The sequence below is a fragment of the Cryobacterium sp. TMT4-10 genome (genome assembly GCF_004403275.1).
GTDB classification, from domain to species: Bacteria; Actinomycetota; Actinomycetes; order Actinomycetales; family Microbacteriaceae; genus Cryobacterium; species Cryobacterium shii.
Genome location: NZ_SOGU01000086.1, coordinates 1 through 14,987 on the forward strand (window position 1 = coordinate 1; position 14,987 = coordinate 14,987).

Sequence of the window (14,987 nt, forward strand, 5' to 3'; positions counted from 1 at the left end):
AGCCCAGGCCGCCGCTGCGGCTCAGGCCGCCGCTGCGGCTCAGGCCGCCGCTGCGGCTCAGGCTGCCGCTGACGCGCAGGCCGAGGTCGAGGCCGAGGCCGAGGCTGCGGCGAACGCTCCCGCTCCCGCTCCCGCACCCGCCCCGGCACCGTCAGCGCCGGCCAACCCCAGCGGAGCCCAGGCGATCGCCCGCGATCTGATGGCCGCGCAGTACGGCTGGGGCGCCGACCAGTTCGGTTGCCTCGTGAGCCTGTGGCAACGGGAATCAGGCTGGAACCTGAACGCCTACAACTCCTCGAGCGGTGCCACCGGCATCCCGCAGGCACTGCCCGGCAGCAAGATGGCCACGGCGGGCGCCGCTGGCAGACCAACCCAGCCACGCAGATCACCTGGGGCCTGAGCTACATCGCGGGCCGCTACGGCACACCGTGCGCCGCCTGGAACCATTCCGAATCCTCAGGCTGGTACTGACACCGGTTGGGGAGACTCAGAAGATGTTCAGACCCCGGGCGCGGAACCGATTCCGCACCCGGGCCTGACGTTCGTCCTGGATGGCGGTCGGGTCAGTGCTGGTGGAACGTGCGGCTGATGACGTCCATCTGCTGCTCGCGGGTGAGCCGCACGAAGTTCACCGCGTAGCCGGAGACGCGAATCGTCAGCTGCGGATAGTTCTCCGGGTGCGCCATGGCGTCTTCAAGCGTGTCGCGGTTGAGCACGTTCACGTTGATGTGGTAGCCGGTCGCCGACGTGTACGCGTCGATCAGGCCGACCAAGCTCGTGATCTGCTCCTCCTCGTTGTGGCCGAGCCCGCTCGGCACGACCGTACTGGTCAGCGAGATGCCGTCCTGCGCGTCACTGAACGGCAGCTTGGCGACGCTGAGCGCGGACGCGAGGAGCCCATGCGTGTCGCGAGCATTCATCGGGTTGGCCCCCGGCGCGAACGGCTCGCCGGCCCGACGGCCGTCGGGCGTGTTGCCGGTGGTCTTGCCGTAGACCACGTTGGACGTGATCGTCAGGATCGACTGGGTGGGGATCGCGTCGCGGTAGGTCGGGTGGCTGCGGATCATATTCATGAACCGCTCGACGATGTCCACCGCGATGGAGTCGACCCGATCGTCATCGTTGCCGAAGAGCGGGAACTCGCCCTCGACGTCGTAGTCCACGACCAGGCCGGTCTCGTCGCGCACCGGGCGGACCGTGGCGTACTTGATGGCCGACAGGGAGTCGGCGACCACGCTCAGGCCGGCGATGCCGCAGGCCATGGTGCGGATGACGTCCTTGTCGTGCAAGGCCATCTCCAGACGCTCGTAGGCGTACTTGTCGTGCATGTAGTGGATGCAGTTCAGCGCGTTGATGTAGGTCTCGGCGAGCCACTCGAGCGTTTCCAGGTAGGCCGGGAAGACGGTGTCGTACGAGAGCACCTCTTCGGCGTTCGGCATGGTCTCCGGAGCGACCTGCTTGCCCGACACCTCGTCTTTTCCGCCGTTGATCGAGTACAGCAGCGCCTTGACGGCGTTGACGCGTGCACCGAAGAACTGCATCTGCTTGCCCACGCGCATCGGCGAGACACAACAGGCGATCGCGACGTCATCACCCATCGCGGCCCGGAGGATCTCGTCGGACTCGAACTGGATCGCCGAGGTATCGATCGAGACCTGGGCGCAGAAACGCTTGAAGCCCTCGGGCAATGACCTGCTCCACAGCACGGTCAGGTTCGGCTCCGGTGCGGCGCCGATGTTGTACAGCGTCTGCAGGAACCGGAACGTGGTCTTGGTGACGAGGGGACGGCCGTCTTCACCGATGCCGGCGAGGGATTCGGTCACCCACGTCGGGTCGCCGGCGAAGATCTCGTCGTATTCCGGGGTGCGCAGGAAGCGCACGATCCGGAGCTTGATCACGAGGTCGTCGATGAGTTCCTGGGCGCTTTCTTCGGTCAGCACTCCGGCGGCCAGGTCGCGTTCCAGGTACGCGTCGAGGAACGCCGCGTTGCGGCCGAACGACATGGCAGCGCCGTTCTGTTCCTTGACCGCCCCGAGGTAGGCGAAATACAGCCATTGCACGGCCTCCTTCGCCGTCACGGCCGGCTTCGAAATGTCGAATCCGTAGCTCGCGGCCATCTGGACGAGTTCCTTCAGGGCCCGGATCTGCTCGGAGTTCTCCTCGCGGGCGCGGATGATGTCCTCGGTCGAGGGCTCCATGTCGAGTTCGGCGCGGTCGTTCTTCTTGCTTGCGATCAGGGCGTCGACGCCGTACAACGGAACCCGGCGGTAGTCGCCGATGATCCGGCCACGGCCGTACGCGTCGGGCAGACCCGTGATCAGGTGGCTGTTACGCGCACGGCGCACCGCCGGCGGGTAGACGTCGAAGACGGCGGTGTTGTGCGTCTTGCGGTAGTCGGTGAAGATCTTCTCCAGCTCGGGAGACACGGGATAACCGTAGGTCTCGAGCGAGGTGGCGACCATGCGCCAGCCGCCGAAGGGCATGATCGCGCGCTTGAGCGGGGCATCCGTCTGCAGGCCCACGATGACCTCGTTGGGCCGGTCGATGTAACCCGGTGCGTGAGCGGTGATGGAGGCCGGGGTGGTCGCGTCGACGTCGTAGACGCCCTTGCGGCGTTCCTCGGGGAACATCTCGGACAGCTTGGCCCAGATCCCCTTCGTGCGCTCCGTCGCTCCCGCGAGGAAGCTTGCATCGCCCAGATACGGCGTGTAATTGCGTTGGATGAAATCGCGTAGGTCGATCGAATCCTGCCAGGGGCCGGAAACAAAATCCGGTCGAACGGGCTGGGGCCCGTTGTCGTTGCGGCGGACTTCTTCTGTACTGGTCATCTGGATTGCTCTCCTCGGGGGATCGAGTTCCCCGCCGCGAAAGTCCCTTCCGCAGTCGGGCCGTGAGAGCCGATCGCGGGCCGCCGACAGTACTCGTGCGCGCCCGGATCTCCTCTCTGCCTGCCACGGTACTCGCCTTGGAAGCTGCAAAACAGGTGGACTTTCGGTGCGGCCGGGGGGAGTGTCCACGAGGCCCAGAGGTCGAAGGAGCCCGGCGTAACACGGGAAACGGCAGCCTGCCCCGCCTCTAAACTGGCCGGATGACCGAACCCCGTGCACACGACGCCGTCACACGCCCCGAAGCCGGACGGCCGCCGGCCGACGCGGATGGCGCGGGGGCCACGGATGCGGTGACGCCGGCCCGGGCGCAGGCGCTGATCGATGCCCTGACGGAGCGCGTCGTCATCGCCGACGGCGCCATGGGCACGATGCTGCAGGAGCACAACCCCACCCTCGAGGACTACCAGCAGCTCGAGGGCTGCAATGAGATCCTCAACGTCAGCCGCCCCGACATGATCGAGGCCATCCACGGTGCCTACCTCGACACCGGCGTCGACGCGGTGGAGAGCAACACCTTCGGCGCGAACTGGTCGAACCTCTCCGACTACGGAATCGAAGACCGGATCGAGGAGCTCGCGCGTCTGGGAGCGGAAATCGCCCGTCGGAGCGTCGAGGCCTACGAGGCCCGCGACGGACGGATGCGCTGGGTCCTCGGTTCGATGGGCCCCGGCACCAAACTGCCCAGCCTCGGCCACACCACCTACTCCCACCTCAAGGCGACCTTCGCCGAGCAGGCGATCGGCCTCATCCGCGGCGGCGCCGACGCCTTCCTGATCGAGACCTCGCAGGACCTGCTGCAGACCAAATCCGCGGTGAACGGATGCAAGCAGGCGATCAGTGAGACGGGCATCCGTCTGCCGATCTTCGTGGAGGTGACGGTCGAGACGACGGGAACCATGCTGATGGGCAGCGAGATCGGCGCCGCCCTCACCGCCCTCGAACCGCTCGGCATCGACGCCATCGGCCTCAACTGCGCCACCGGCCCGACCGAGATGAGCGAGCACCTCCGTCACCTCTCCCGGTACTCGCACGTGCCCGTGATGTGTATGCCCAACGCGGGCCTGCCGATGCTGACCGCCACCGGTGCGAGCTACCCGCTCACCCCGGAGCAGCTGGCCACCGCACACGAACAGTTCGTGAAGGAGTTCGGCCTGGGCCTGGTCGGCGGATGCTGCGGCACCACCCCCGCGCACATGAAGGCCGTCGTCGACCGGTTGCGCGGCACCCCCGTGCCCGCCCGCAAGGTCGAGGAGGATCCCGGCGTCGCCAGCCTCTACCAGCACGTCAGCTTCGATCAGGACAGCGCCTTCCTCGCGATCGGGGAACGCACCAACGCCAACGGGTCGCGGGCGTTCCGGGACGCCATGCTCGAGGAGCGCTGGGACGACTGCGTCGACATCGCCCGGGCCCAGGTGCGCGACGGCGCCCACCTGCTCGACGTATGCATCGACTACGTCGGCCGAGACGGCGTCGCCGACATCCGCCAGGTCGTGTCCCGGCTTGCCAGCGCGTCCACCCTCCCGCTCGTGGTCGACTCCACCGAGCCCGCGGTGCTGCAGGCCGGGATGGAGTTGATCGGCGGCCGCCCGGTCGTCAACTCCGTCAACTTTGAGGACGGCGAGGGCATAGGCTCACGCTTCGGCCGGATCATGCCGCTGGTCAAGGAGCACGGCGCGGCCGTGATCGCACTGACCATCGACGAGGAGGGACAGGCCCGCACCGCGGAGCACAAGGTGCGCATCGCCACCCGGCTGGTCGAGACCCTCGTCACCGAGTGGGGGATGCGGGTCGAGGACATCATCGTCGACGCCCTCACCTTCCCGATCGCCACCGGCCAGGAGGAGACCCGCCGGGACGGGATCGAGACGATCGAGGCGATCCGCCGGATCAAGGCCCTCTATCCCGGCATCCACACCACGCTTGGCGTCTCGAACGTGTCCTTCGGGCTGAACCCCGCGGCCCGGTCGGTGCTCAACTCGGTGTTCCTGCACGAGGCCGCCGAGGCCGGACTCGACTCCGCGATCGTCAACTCCGCCAAGATCGTGCCCCTGGCCTCCGTGCCGGACGACCGGCGCAAGGTGGCGCTCGACCTCGTCTGGGACCGCCGCGAGTACGACGCCGAGGGCAACCTCACCTACGACCCGCTGGCCGCCCTGCTCGACCTGTTCGCCGGGGTCGACTCCGCCGCGCTGAAGGACGAGCGCGCCGCCGAGCTCGCGGCCCTGCCGGTGGGCGAACGCCTCGAACGCCGCATCATCGACGGCGAAGCTAAGGGGCTGGAGGGTGACCTCGACCTGGCGCGGGCCGGCGGCCTCAGCGCCCTCGACATCGTCAACGTGCACCTGCTGGCGGGCATGCAGGTGGTGGGCGCCCGGTTCGGCAGCGGCGAGATGCAGCTGCCGTTCGTGCTGCAGTCCGCCGAGGTGATGAAGACCGCGGTCGCGCTGCTGGAACCCCACATGGAGAAGACCGAGGCAGCCGGCAAAGGCACGATGGTTTTGGCCACGGTGCGCGGCGACGTGCACGACATCGGCAAGAACCTCGTCGACATCATCCTCACCAACAACGGCTACGACGTGATCAACATCGGCATCAAGAAGACCATCAACGAGATCATCCAGGCCGCTGAGGAGCGCAATGCAGACGTGATCGGCATGAGCGGGCTGCTGGTCAAGTCCACCGTGGTGATGAAGGAGAACCTGCTCGAGCTCAATTCCCGCGGCCTGGCCGGCAAGTGGCCCGTGATCCTCGGCGGCGCGGCCCTCACCCGGGCCTACGTCGAGGAAGACCTCGCGGGACTGTTCGAGGGCACCGTGCGCTACGCGCGGGACGCCTTTGAGGGCCTGGCCCTGATGGAACCGCTGGTCGCCGTCGCACGCGGCGCCGACCCGGCATCCGTCGGCCTGCCGCCCCTGAAGAAACGCATCCACAAGCGCAGCCTGCTGACCGTGACCGAGCCGGACGCGATGCCGGCCCGCTCCGACGTGGCCGCCGACAACCCGGTGCCCGTGCCGCCGTTCTGGGGCACCCGCATCGTCAAGGGGATCGCGCTGGCCGAGTACTCCGCGTTCCTCGACGAGCGGGCGACGTTCATGGGGCAGTGGGGCCTGAAGCCCAGCCGCGGGGAAGACGGCGCGAGCTACCAGCACCTGGTCGACACCGAGGGCCGGCCCCGGCTGCGCTACTGGCTCGATCGCATCCTCGCCGAGGGGATCCTCGACGCCTCCGTCGCCTACGGCTACTTCCCCGCCTTCAGCGAGGGCAACGACCTGGTCGTGCTGCACCACGGCGACGACCCGTCCGGCGTGCTGGGCGTGCCCGGTCTGCTCGCGCCCGACGGCGGCTCCGGCGGCCCGGTGGGCTCCGAGCGACTGCGCTTCGCCTTCCCCCGCCAGCGCCGCGACCGGCACCTGTGCCTGGCCGACTTCGTGCGCCCGCAGGGTTCCGGGCAGACGGATGTCGTCGCCCTCCAGCTGGTCACGGCCGGCGCGAACGTCGACACGGTCACCGCGAAGCTGTTCGCCGAGAACAAATACCGCGACTACATGGAACTCAACGGCCTGACCATGCAGCTGACCGAGGCCCTCGCCGAGTACTGGCACTCCCGGGTGCGGGGCGAACTCGGCCTGGGCGCCGAAGACCCGGCCGAGCTGGCCGGTATGTTCAAGCTCGAGTACCGCGGCGCCCGCTTCTCGCTGGGCTACCCGGCCTGCCCCGAGATGGAGGACCGCCGCAAGGTGGTCCAGTTGCTCAGGCCCGAGCGGATGGGCGTGGTGCTGTCGGAGGAGCTGCAGCTGCACCCGGAGCAGTCGACGGATGCGTTCGTGTTCCACCACCCGGAAGCGAAGTACTTCTCGGTGTGACGAGCCTGCCGGGCCTGCCCGGCTTGCCCAGCTTCGCCCGGCGCAGGGCGGCCAGTGCGGCCGGGCCCACCAGCACGATGCCGATCGTGGTGGTGATGGCACGAACGGTGTCCCAGGTGAGCGTCGAGGTCACCAGCGTGTAGAGCGCGAAGGAGGCGAGGTTCTCGCCGAGCGGGGCATCCGCCGCATAGGAGATGTCGGTGCCCGAGCCCACGGCGAAGGGCCAGAACCAGAGGTTCATCACCAGCCCGAACAGGTACGACGAGGCGATGCCGTAGGCCACGAGCATGGCTATCTCGAGCCGGGCGGTGCCGTTCCGCGGGGTGCCGATCCGTGGCGTACGGATGCGCGGCAGCAGCGCCGCCCCGGCCCCCACCCAGCCGCAGGCGAACATCTGGAACGGGGTCCACGGGCCGAACCCGCCCCACAGTGCCGAGGACACCGCGATGGTGAGCAGGCCGAGCAGGAACCCGAACCGGGCTCCGTAGGCGCGCCCGGCCAGGATCAGCAGGATGAACACCGCCTCGACGCCGCCCACCCCGGTTCCCGCGATGCGCACCGCGGCGCCGACCGCCGAGAGCACCCCGAGCAGGGCCACGGTCTTGGCCGTGTACATCTCCCGGTCGAGCGTGAGTGCGAGGGCCACGATCAGAGCCGGAACGAGCGCGAACGCCACGATCGGGGCCGCGGCCCTGGCGTCCTCCGGCAGCGCCGACGCGAAGAACGGCCAGGCGAAACCCGCCGCGGCCAGGAGGCTGCCGCCCGCGAGCAGCCAGGACGTCCACCGCGCACGCATCAGGGCCTCACCAGCGCCGGTTCGGTGGTGAGCCGGCCGGCGGCCATCACGAGCGTCTTCGTGGCCAGGGACCGGGCGAAGTCGCGGTCGTGGGTGGCGAACAGCACCGCCGAGGCGTCACTCGAGGCGCGGACCAGCGCGGAACCCACGAGCTCCCGCGCACGCGGATCCAGCCCGCGCGTCGGCTCGTCCACCAGCAGCACCCTGGGGCCGGCGGCCAGCTGGATCGCCATCACCAGGCAGAGGCGTTCGCCCGCCGAGAGATCCCGCGGATGCTGCTGCATCAGGTGCGCCGCACCGGCGTTGGCACCGGCCCCGATCCCGGCACCGAGCCCGAGCAGGTCCGCGAAACGGGCAGCGGTCCCGGGCCCGTTGCCCGGCTTCAGCTGGCGGTCCGCCCGGCTGCACTCCTCGGCCACGGTCACGGCGAAGAGCAGATCGTCGAAGTTCTCCGGCACCAGGGCCACGAACGCGCGCCGGGCTCCCGCACGCAGCAAGGAGACGTCCTGCCCGGCCACCAGCACGCTCCCGCGGGCCGAGGGCAGCGCGATCGCGCGGAGCAGGCTGCTCTTGCCCGCGCCGTTCCGGCCCTCGAGGGCCACCCGGTCGCCGGCCGCGAGCTCGAACGAGACGTCATCGACCGCCAGTTCGGTCCCGTGCAGAACCGTGAGATGACGGATGCCGGCGAGCGGCCCCGCAGGTCCGGCTGGGGTCGCGGGTCGCGCTGTCGTCCGCGCCGCCCGTTCCGCCGCGATCAGCGCGCTCGGACGCTCACCGGGGCCGAGGGTGCGCACGTCTGTTCCGCGGATCTCGAGCCAGGCATCCGCTGCGCTCTCCCATTCGCGGGTGTTGTGCTCGGCGACCACGACGCACACCTGCGCCTCGTGGGCCAGCCGGTCGAGTACCCGCACCACCCGCCCTCGCGCCGGGGCGTCCAGGTCGGCGAGGGGCTCGTCCACGAGCAGCAGGATCGGTTGGGAGATCAGGGCGGCGCCGATGGCCACCAGGCTGGCCTCGCCGGCGGACAGCGCCTCCACGGTGCGGCCCTGCAGGTGCTCGATCTGCAGCTGCGCGGCCACCTCGTGCACGCGCTGCTCCACGATCACGGCGGCGACGCCCCGCACGGTCAGGGCGAATCCGATCTCGTCCCGCACGGTCTCGGCCACGAAGGAGAGCCGCACGTTCTGGGAGACGAGCCCGACGAAGCCGGCCGTTTCGCGGGGGGGAGTGGCCGCGCGGTCCAGGCCGCCCACCTCGATCACTCCGTGCTGCCCGCCGTCGTGGAAGTGCTGGAAGAGTCCGCTCATGCTGTGCAGAAGGCTGGTCTTGCCCGATCCGGTCGACCCGGTGATCACGGTCAGCGTGCCGGGAGCGAGGCTCAGGGTGAGGCCCTCCAGCTGCCAGCCGCCGCCCGCGAAGCCGAGCGCGGCATCCGTCATCACCACCGGCCGCTCGCAGACGCCGGGGGCGGTGCGGGCGGCGGCGAACCCGCGGGACTCCATCGACGCGGCCAGGCAGAGCGCCCGCTCCACGGTTTGTTCGAAGACGGGCACGAGCAGTGCCGGGATCGACCGTTCGCCGCGGAGCGCACTGGCGGTGTGAACGCGCCGCACCGAGGCGATCAGCGCCGGGAACGTGGCCCACGCGATCACGAGCGACCGGGACAGGGCGCGCAGCGGGCCCCGGGCGGCGCCTCGGGCGAAGAAGCGCCGCACGTCGACGACGGCGTTCAGCACACCGAACGCGAGGATGACGGCGGCGAAGGGCAGCGCGCTCTGAGCCGCGTTCCAGAGGCCCCCCGTGCTGACGGGGCCGAGCAGCGCGATGTGCGCGAACGGCCCGCCGAGCGGAATGCGCGGCAGGTCGAGCAGCACCGCGCCGCCGCCGGATGCCCCGCCGAAGACGACCCGGTAGACGAACCGCAGGGCCACGAACGCGACCGCGAGCAACGCCGCGGAGCGCAGGGGGGCCATGCGGAGCCGCAACATCAGCTGCCGGGCGTGGGTGTCTCGGTGCCGGTCGTGAAGACGAGGCCGACGGACTGGCCCGGCTCCAGCTTGAGGCTGCCGAGACCCTCCGACGCGTACTCCCAGGAGGCGTCTGCGGTGGGCTTGACCCAGAGCGCCCAGTAGGCGGCGGCCGCCGGCATGGACTGGCAGGCTTCGGTGAAGGGGGCCTCTCCGTCGATCTCGATGGTCTCGGCGGCGGCGGGGCGGTCGTTGACGCGGCAGACGACCTGGTCGCCCCACTCCACGGTTCCCTCGGTCGTCACGCCGGCCGACTTCATAACCTCGCTCGCGGCAACGGTGCCGGCCGCGCCGGTGTCGACGCAGTCCGTGATCCGGGCGGCGTCGAGGGAGCCGAAGTCGACGACCACGCTCACCCCGGCACAGGAGCCGTCCGTGGGCGCGGCCGTGGCCGCGGAGGCGGCCGGGGTCGAGCCGGTCTCGGGAAGGCTGGTGGAGCATCCGCTCAATGCCAGCGCCCCCACCAGGGTCAGGGTGGCGAGTGCTGTCAGCTTCATGCGCTCAAGAATACCGAGGCCCCGGCGCCGGTCCCGCTCTGTTACGCGCTCTGTTACGCGCCGCGGCTCCCCGGCCCCGCCGTCCAGACCAGCCGCCAGACCAGCCGCCAGACTCGCCGAACCGTGAATAGCGCCCCTGAACGGACGAAAAACAGGGTCCGAAGTCACGGTTCGGCGGGGATTGGCGGGGATTGGCGGGGATTAGTGGAACCGGCCGGCGCTACCGTTACGCGGCGCGGCCGCGGCGCCGGCGTCGGAGCACGGCTTTGAAGGCGGCGTCGGCCAGGATGACCAGGACGGCGCCGGCCAGCGGGAAGAGCCAGGCGGCCGGGGGAGGCCAGCCGCCGCCCAGGAGCCCGCTCGCGGCCGGGATACCGAGGAAGGCCAGCAGCAGGAGCAGTTCGGCGGCGACCGCGGCCAGTAGGGAACGGTTGCCCAGGAAAGGGAGCCCCCACGCCGGGATCGCCTCACTGCGGCAGGCGAAGGCGTTCGCCATCTGAGCGACCACGATCGTTGCGAACGCCGTGCCCGACGCGGCGGCCAGGAGCCCGGGTGCGACCTGCTGCCCCCACGACCAGCCGCCCAGCACCAGCACCGCGGCAAACCCGCCGAGCGAGGCGGCCGCCTCGACCGGGCCGAGCACCCCGAACGCCCGCCAGACCAGCGGGCGGTCGATCAGCGACCGCGAGCGCACCGGGCCGAGCATGACGCGCTTGCTCGGCGGCTCCACCCCGAGCGCCAGCGCGGGCAGCATGTCGCTGCCGATGTCCAGGGCGAGCACCTGGAGCACCCCGATCGCCAGGGGGAACTGGCCGCCGGTCAACGCCCAGACCGCGAACGGCGCAAGCTCGGCGACGTTGTCGGTGAGGTGGTAGGTGAGGAAGCGACGCGCGTTGGCGAAGGTCGCCCGTCCCAGCCGCACGGCGGTCACGATGGTGCCGAAATGGTCGTCGAGCAGCACGAGGTCGGCCGCCTCCCGGGCCACGTCGCTGCCGCTCCGGCCCATCGCGACCCCGACGTCGGCCTCCCGCAGGGCAGGCGCGTCGTTGACGCCGTCGCCGGTCATCGCCACCACGTGCCCGCGCTCCCGGAGCACCCGGGTGATGCGGAGCTTGTCCGCGGGCGTAACCCGGGCCACGACGGCTCCCGCCCGGTGGTCGAGCAGTTCGCCGAGCTCGGCGTCATCCTCGGGAAGCCCCGAGCCCAGGACGGCGCCGCCCGGTTGCAGCAGGCCGACCTCCCGCGCCACCGCCTCGGCCGTGTTCGGGTGGTCACCGGTGACCATGATCACGCGGATGTCCGCGTCCCGGCAGGCCTGCAGCGCCTCGTGCACATCGGGCCGGGGAGGGTCTTCCAGGCCGAGCAGGCCGAGCAGCTCCAGGTCCGTTTCGACGGCCTCCTCGGTCGGGGTGGCCGACCAGGGGCGTCCCGCCACCGCCAGCACGCGCTGGCCGGTGGCCGTCATCCGCGACAGCGCGCGGTGTGCCTCCTCCGGCACTCGGGAGCACCGCTCGAAGACCCGCTCCGGCGCGCCGATGGTGCTGGCCCGGCCGGCCAGCACGGCGGAGCTCATCATCCGTTTCGCCGTGTAGGGCAGGCGGGTCACGGGCCGGCTCGGGTCGTCCTGCCACCCGCACCGCATCGCGAGGGCGAAGATCGCGGCGTCCAGCGGGTTGCCTTCGGCCTGCCACTTGCCGGCGTGCGACACGGCCCGTCCGGTCACGCAGAGCACGGCGGATGCCGCCAGGCCCGGCAGCAGGGTCGTGGCCTCGGCTGGCCCGGTGATGGTCGCCGTCGGCTCGTAGCCGTCGCCCTGCACCCGCACCAGGCCCCCGGGGGTCCAGATCTCGACCACCGACATCCGGTTCTGCGTGAGGGTGCCGGTCTTGTCGGTGCAGATGAACGTGGTCGCGCCCAGGGTCTCCACGGCGTCGAGCCGGCGCACCAGGGCCTGCTCGTGCGCCATGGTCTGGGCGCCGCGGGCCAGGGACAGCGTCACGGTGGGCAGGAGGCCCTCGGGGACGAGCGCCACGGCGACCCCGACCGCGAAGAGGAAGGCATCGACCGGCCGGAGCCCGATCACGACGCCGGCGATGCCCAGGACGACGCCCGTGGTGACCGCGAACACGGCCACGGTCCGCACCACCCGGTTGAGCGCGTGGGTCAGTGGGCTGGGCGGCCTGGTCGCCGAACGCGCCAGCGCGGAGATGGCGGCCAGGGTCGTCGTCGCCCCGGTGGCGGTCACCCGTGCCTCCGCCTCGCCCTGCACCACGAACGTGCCCGCGCTGAGGAGCTCTCCTCGGTCGTGCCGCACCGGCTCGCTCTCGCCCGTCACCATGGACTCGTCCACGCCGAGCTCGTTGGCCTCCGTCAGCTCCATGTCGGCCGCGATCCGGTCGCCGGAGCTGAGCAGCACCACATCATCGCGCACAAGATCAACGGGGTCGATCGTGCGCATGCGGCCGTCCCGGCGCACCCGGGTGCTGCTGGGCAACAGTGCCCGCAGCCGCTCGGTGGACCGGTCTGCCCGGTAGTCCTGGGCGAACGCGAAGACGGCGTTGAACACGATCACCACCACGATGGCGACGGCCAGCACGGGCGTGCCGGCGAGGAGGGCGAGCCCGGCGGCCGCCCAGAGCAGGAGCGCGAGCAGGTGCGTGAACTGGCGGGCGAGCTCGCGCAGGGGGGAGGGGCGGGCCAGTCGGGGGAGCAGGTTCGGGCCGTCCTGGGCGAGCCGTCGTGCGGCTTCCTCCGAGGTCAGCCCGCCTGTCTCCGCCATGGTGAAACCCCCCTCACCCGGTCATTGCAGGGCCGAGGTCAGCCGGGCGAGACCGTCCAGCGCCGTGGCCCGCCCGGGTTCCCGGTTCCAGTCCGCCAGGGTGAGTTCGCGGCTGAGCGTCCGGTAGCCCTCTTCGACCTCCCGCATCTGGGCGACGAACGAAGCGCCGCGCACCAGCAGCGACACCTCCAGGTCGAGGCTGAAAGAACGGATGTCCATATTACTCGACCCGATCACGGCCACGTCCTCATCGATGGAGAGGTGCTTGGCGTGCAGGATGTACGGCGCCGGATACAGCCAGATGCGCACGCCCGCCTGAAGGAGCGCGCCGTAGTAGGAACGCTGGGCGTGGTAGACGGGCCCCTGGTCGCCGATCTCGGACACGAAGAGCTGCACTTCCAGGCCGCGCTGGCACGACGACGTGATGGCGTACATCATGGCCTCGTCGGGAACGAAGTAGGGACTGGTGATGATGATGCGTTTCTGGGCGGTGTAGAGCGATGCGAGGAAGAGCCGCAGGTTGTTCTCGCCCTCGAAGCCCGGACCGCTGGGGACGACCTGGCACTCCAGGGCCTCCGGGGACGTGTCACGGGGAACAGCGGCGGCGGGAACCCGTTCGTCGAGCAGCTTCTCGTCGGTCTCGCTGTACCAGTCGGAGAGGAAGACGGCGTTCATACCGCTGACGGCGGGCCCGGTCACCCGAACCACCAGCTCCTGCCACTGGAGCCCGCGTTTCAGGTTCTTCGCGGAGAGATAGCTGCGATCGATCAGGTTCTGAGAGCCCATGAAGCCCACCCGCCCGTCGACGACCACGATCTTGCGGTGGTTGCGCAGGTCGGGCCGCTGGTATTTGCCCTTGAACGGCTGCACCGGCAGCATGAAGCTCCACATCACCCCGATTCGGTCGAGCTCGGCGAACGTCGCCGCATGGCCGACCGTGCGGATCGAGGCGATGTGGTCCGCCAGGAGGCGAACCGTCACCCCACGCTTGACGGCCGCCTCCATCGCGGCGAAGAAGTCCTTCGTCGTGTCGTCCAGGGACACGATGTAGTACTGCACGTGCACGAACGTCGTGGCGGCGTCGATCTCGGCGGTCATGGCGGCGATGGAGGCCCGGTAGTCGCCGATCAGGTGCGCAGTGTTGCCGCCGACGAGTGGCACGGCGCCGAGGCCGGTGTTGAGGGTGACCACCGATGCGAACCAGTCCGGCCACTCGGTCCTGCCGTCCGTGAGGTCCATGCCCGCGACACTGTCGGCGATCGACCTGTTGATCTCGGCCTGTTTCTCCATCCTTTTCTTCGGCAGTTTGGAGCTGCCCAGGAGCAGGAAGAACAGAATGCCGACGAAGGGGATCAGGAAGATCGCCAGCAGCCAGGCCATCGCCGCGGTCGGCTTCCGATTGCGCGGTATGACGATGATGGCGGCGATTCGGATCGCCAGGTCGACCAGGGCGGCGAGCACCGCGATCAGCAGGGGCATCTGTTGCGAGTCCACGTCGGCACTCTCTTCCGTTCGTCGGCCAGTCGATGACATGAACCTAGCGCGGGTCGGCCCCGCTCAATAGCGCCCGCACGCACCCCGCGGGCGGAGCCTCGAATCATGAAACGCGCGCTCGCGGTCGGCCTGGTGTCCGCACAATTCGTGCTGCTCGCGGCGCTGGCGTTCCTGCCCCACGGTTCTCTGTGGCCGGTCACCGTTGTCGTCGCCGTGGCCTCGGCCGCGCTCTGCCTGGCCGGCGCGGTTCTGGCCGTGCTGGGCGTGGTCGGTCTCGGTCCGGCGCTGACGGCCAGCCCGGTCCCGCGTGAACACGCGCCCCTGGTCACCACCGGCGTCTACGGGCTCATGCGGAGCCCGATCTATGCCGGACTCATCGCGGGCGCGCTTGGTCTTGCACTGATCGGCGCCTCGGTCGGGCACCTGGTGGCCTGGGTTGCCCTCCTGCTGCTCCTGGCCGGCAAGGCCCGGTGGGAGGAACGGATGCTGGTGGCCGAGCATCCGGACTACGCCGCGTACGGCGCCCACATCGGACGCTTCCTGCCGGCGGTGGGCCGGCTGCGCTCGCCGCGCTGATCCGGGATGACGCCGAGTGAAAGTATCGTCGTTCAGTTCTAAACTAAGCGGTAAATAGTTGACATTA

8 protein-coding genes and 1 pseudogene are annotated in these 14,987 nt (G+C 70.1%); 3 read left to right on the forward strand and 6 right to left on the reverse strand.

The window, feature by feature from the left end; translation table 11 throughout:
* Positions 1–471: pseudogene (locus tag E3T42_RS11670) on the forward strand (lytic transglycosylase domain-containing protein); the annotation flags it as partial.
* Positions 472–563: 92 nt separating this feature from the next.
* Here the strand turns inward: E3T42_RS11670 and pflB are convergent.
* Positions 564–2,828, reverse strand: a complete 2,265-nt coding sequence (pflB, locus tag E3T42_RS11675) for a formate C-acetyltransferase (RefSeq protein ID WP_134403056.1) — start codon at positions 2,826–2,828, stop codon at positions 564–566.
* Between the two features lie 260 nt (positions 2,829–3,088).
* On the opposite strand from pflB, the gene metH reads away from it, so the two are divergent.
* On the forward strand, positions 3,089–6,751 hold the full coding sequence (metH, locus tag E3T42_RS11680) for a methionine synthase (RefSeq protein ID WP_134366308.1): 3,663 nt from the start codon (positions 3,089–3,091) through the stop codon (positions 6,749–6,751).
* Here metH and E3T42_RS11685 read toward each other — a convergent pair.
* From E3T42_RS11685 to cls, 5 genes are all read right to left on the reverse strand, one after another.
* Complete coding sequence (locus E3T42_RS11685; protein WP_134366307.1) at positions 6,639–7,547, reverse strand: ECF transporter S component; 909 nt, start codon at positions 7,545–7,547, stop codon at positions 6,639–6,641. The two genes, metH and E3T42_RS11685, sit on opposite strands and share 113 nt — an antisense overlap.
* A complete protein-coding gene (locus tag E3T42_RS11690) occupies positions 7,547–9,520 on the reverse strand; it encodes an ATP-binding cassette domain-containing protein (protein WP_166787162.1) in 1,974 nt (657 codons plus the stop codon). Before E3T42_RS11690 ends, E3T42_RS11685 begins: the two co-directional genes overlap by 1 nt.
* A 14-nt stretch (positions 9,521–9,534) precedes the next feature.
* Positions 9,535–10,071: a hypothetical protein gene (locus E3T42_RS11695; RefSeq protein WP_134366305.1), complete on the reverse strand. Its 537-nt coding sequence runs from the start codon at positions 10,069–10,071 to the stop codon at positions 9,535–9,537.
* Between the two features lie 226 nt (positions 10,072–10,297).
* Positions 10,298–12,850 (reverse strand): cation-transporting P-type ATPase, encoded by a 2,553-nt coding sequence (locus tag E3T42_RS11700; protein ID WP_134366304.1) that lies wholly within the window; start codon positions 12,848–12,850, stop codon positions 10,298–10,300.
* A 21-nt stretch (positions 12,851–12,871) separates the two neighbouring features.
* Positions 12,872–14,329, reverse strand: a complete 1,458-nt coding sequence (gene cls, locus E3T42_RS11705) for a cardiolipin synthase (protein WP_134366330.1) — start codon at positions 14,327–14,329, stop codon at positions 12,872–12,874.
* Between the two features lie 120 nt (positions 14,330–14,449).
* Between cls and E3T42_RS11710 the strand changes: the two genes are divergently transcribed.
* The gene (locus tag E3T42_RS11710) at positions 14,450–14,920 is read left to right on the forward strand and encodes an isoprenylcysteine carboxylmethyltransferase family protein (RefSeq protein WP_134366303.1); all 471 of its coding nucleotides are present in this window, start codon (positions 14,450–14,452) and stop codon (positions 14,918–14,920) included.
* The last annotated feature ends 67 nt before the right edge of the window (positions 14,921–14,987 follow it).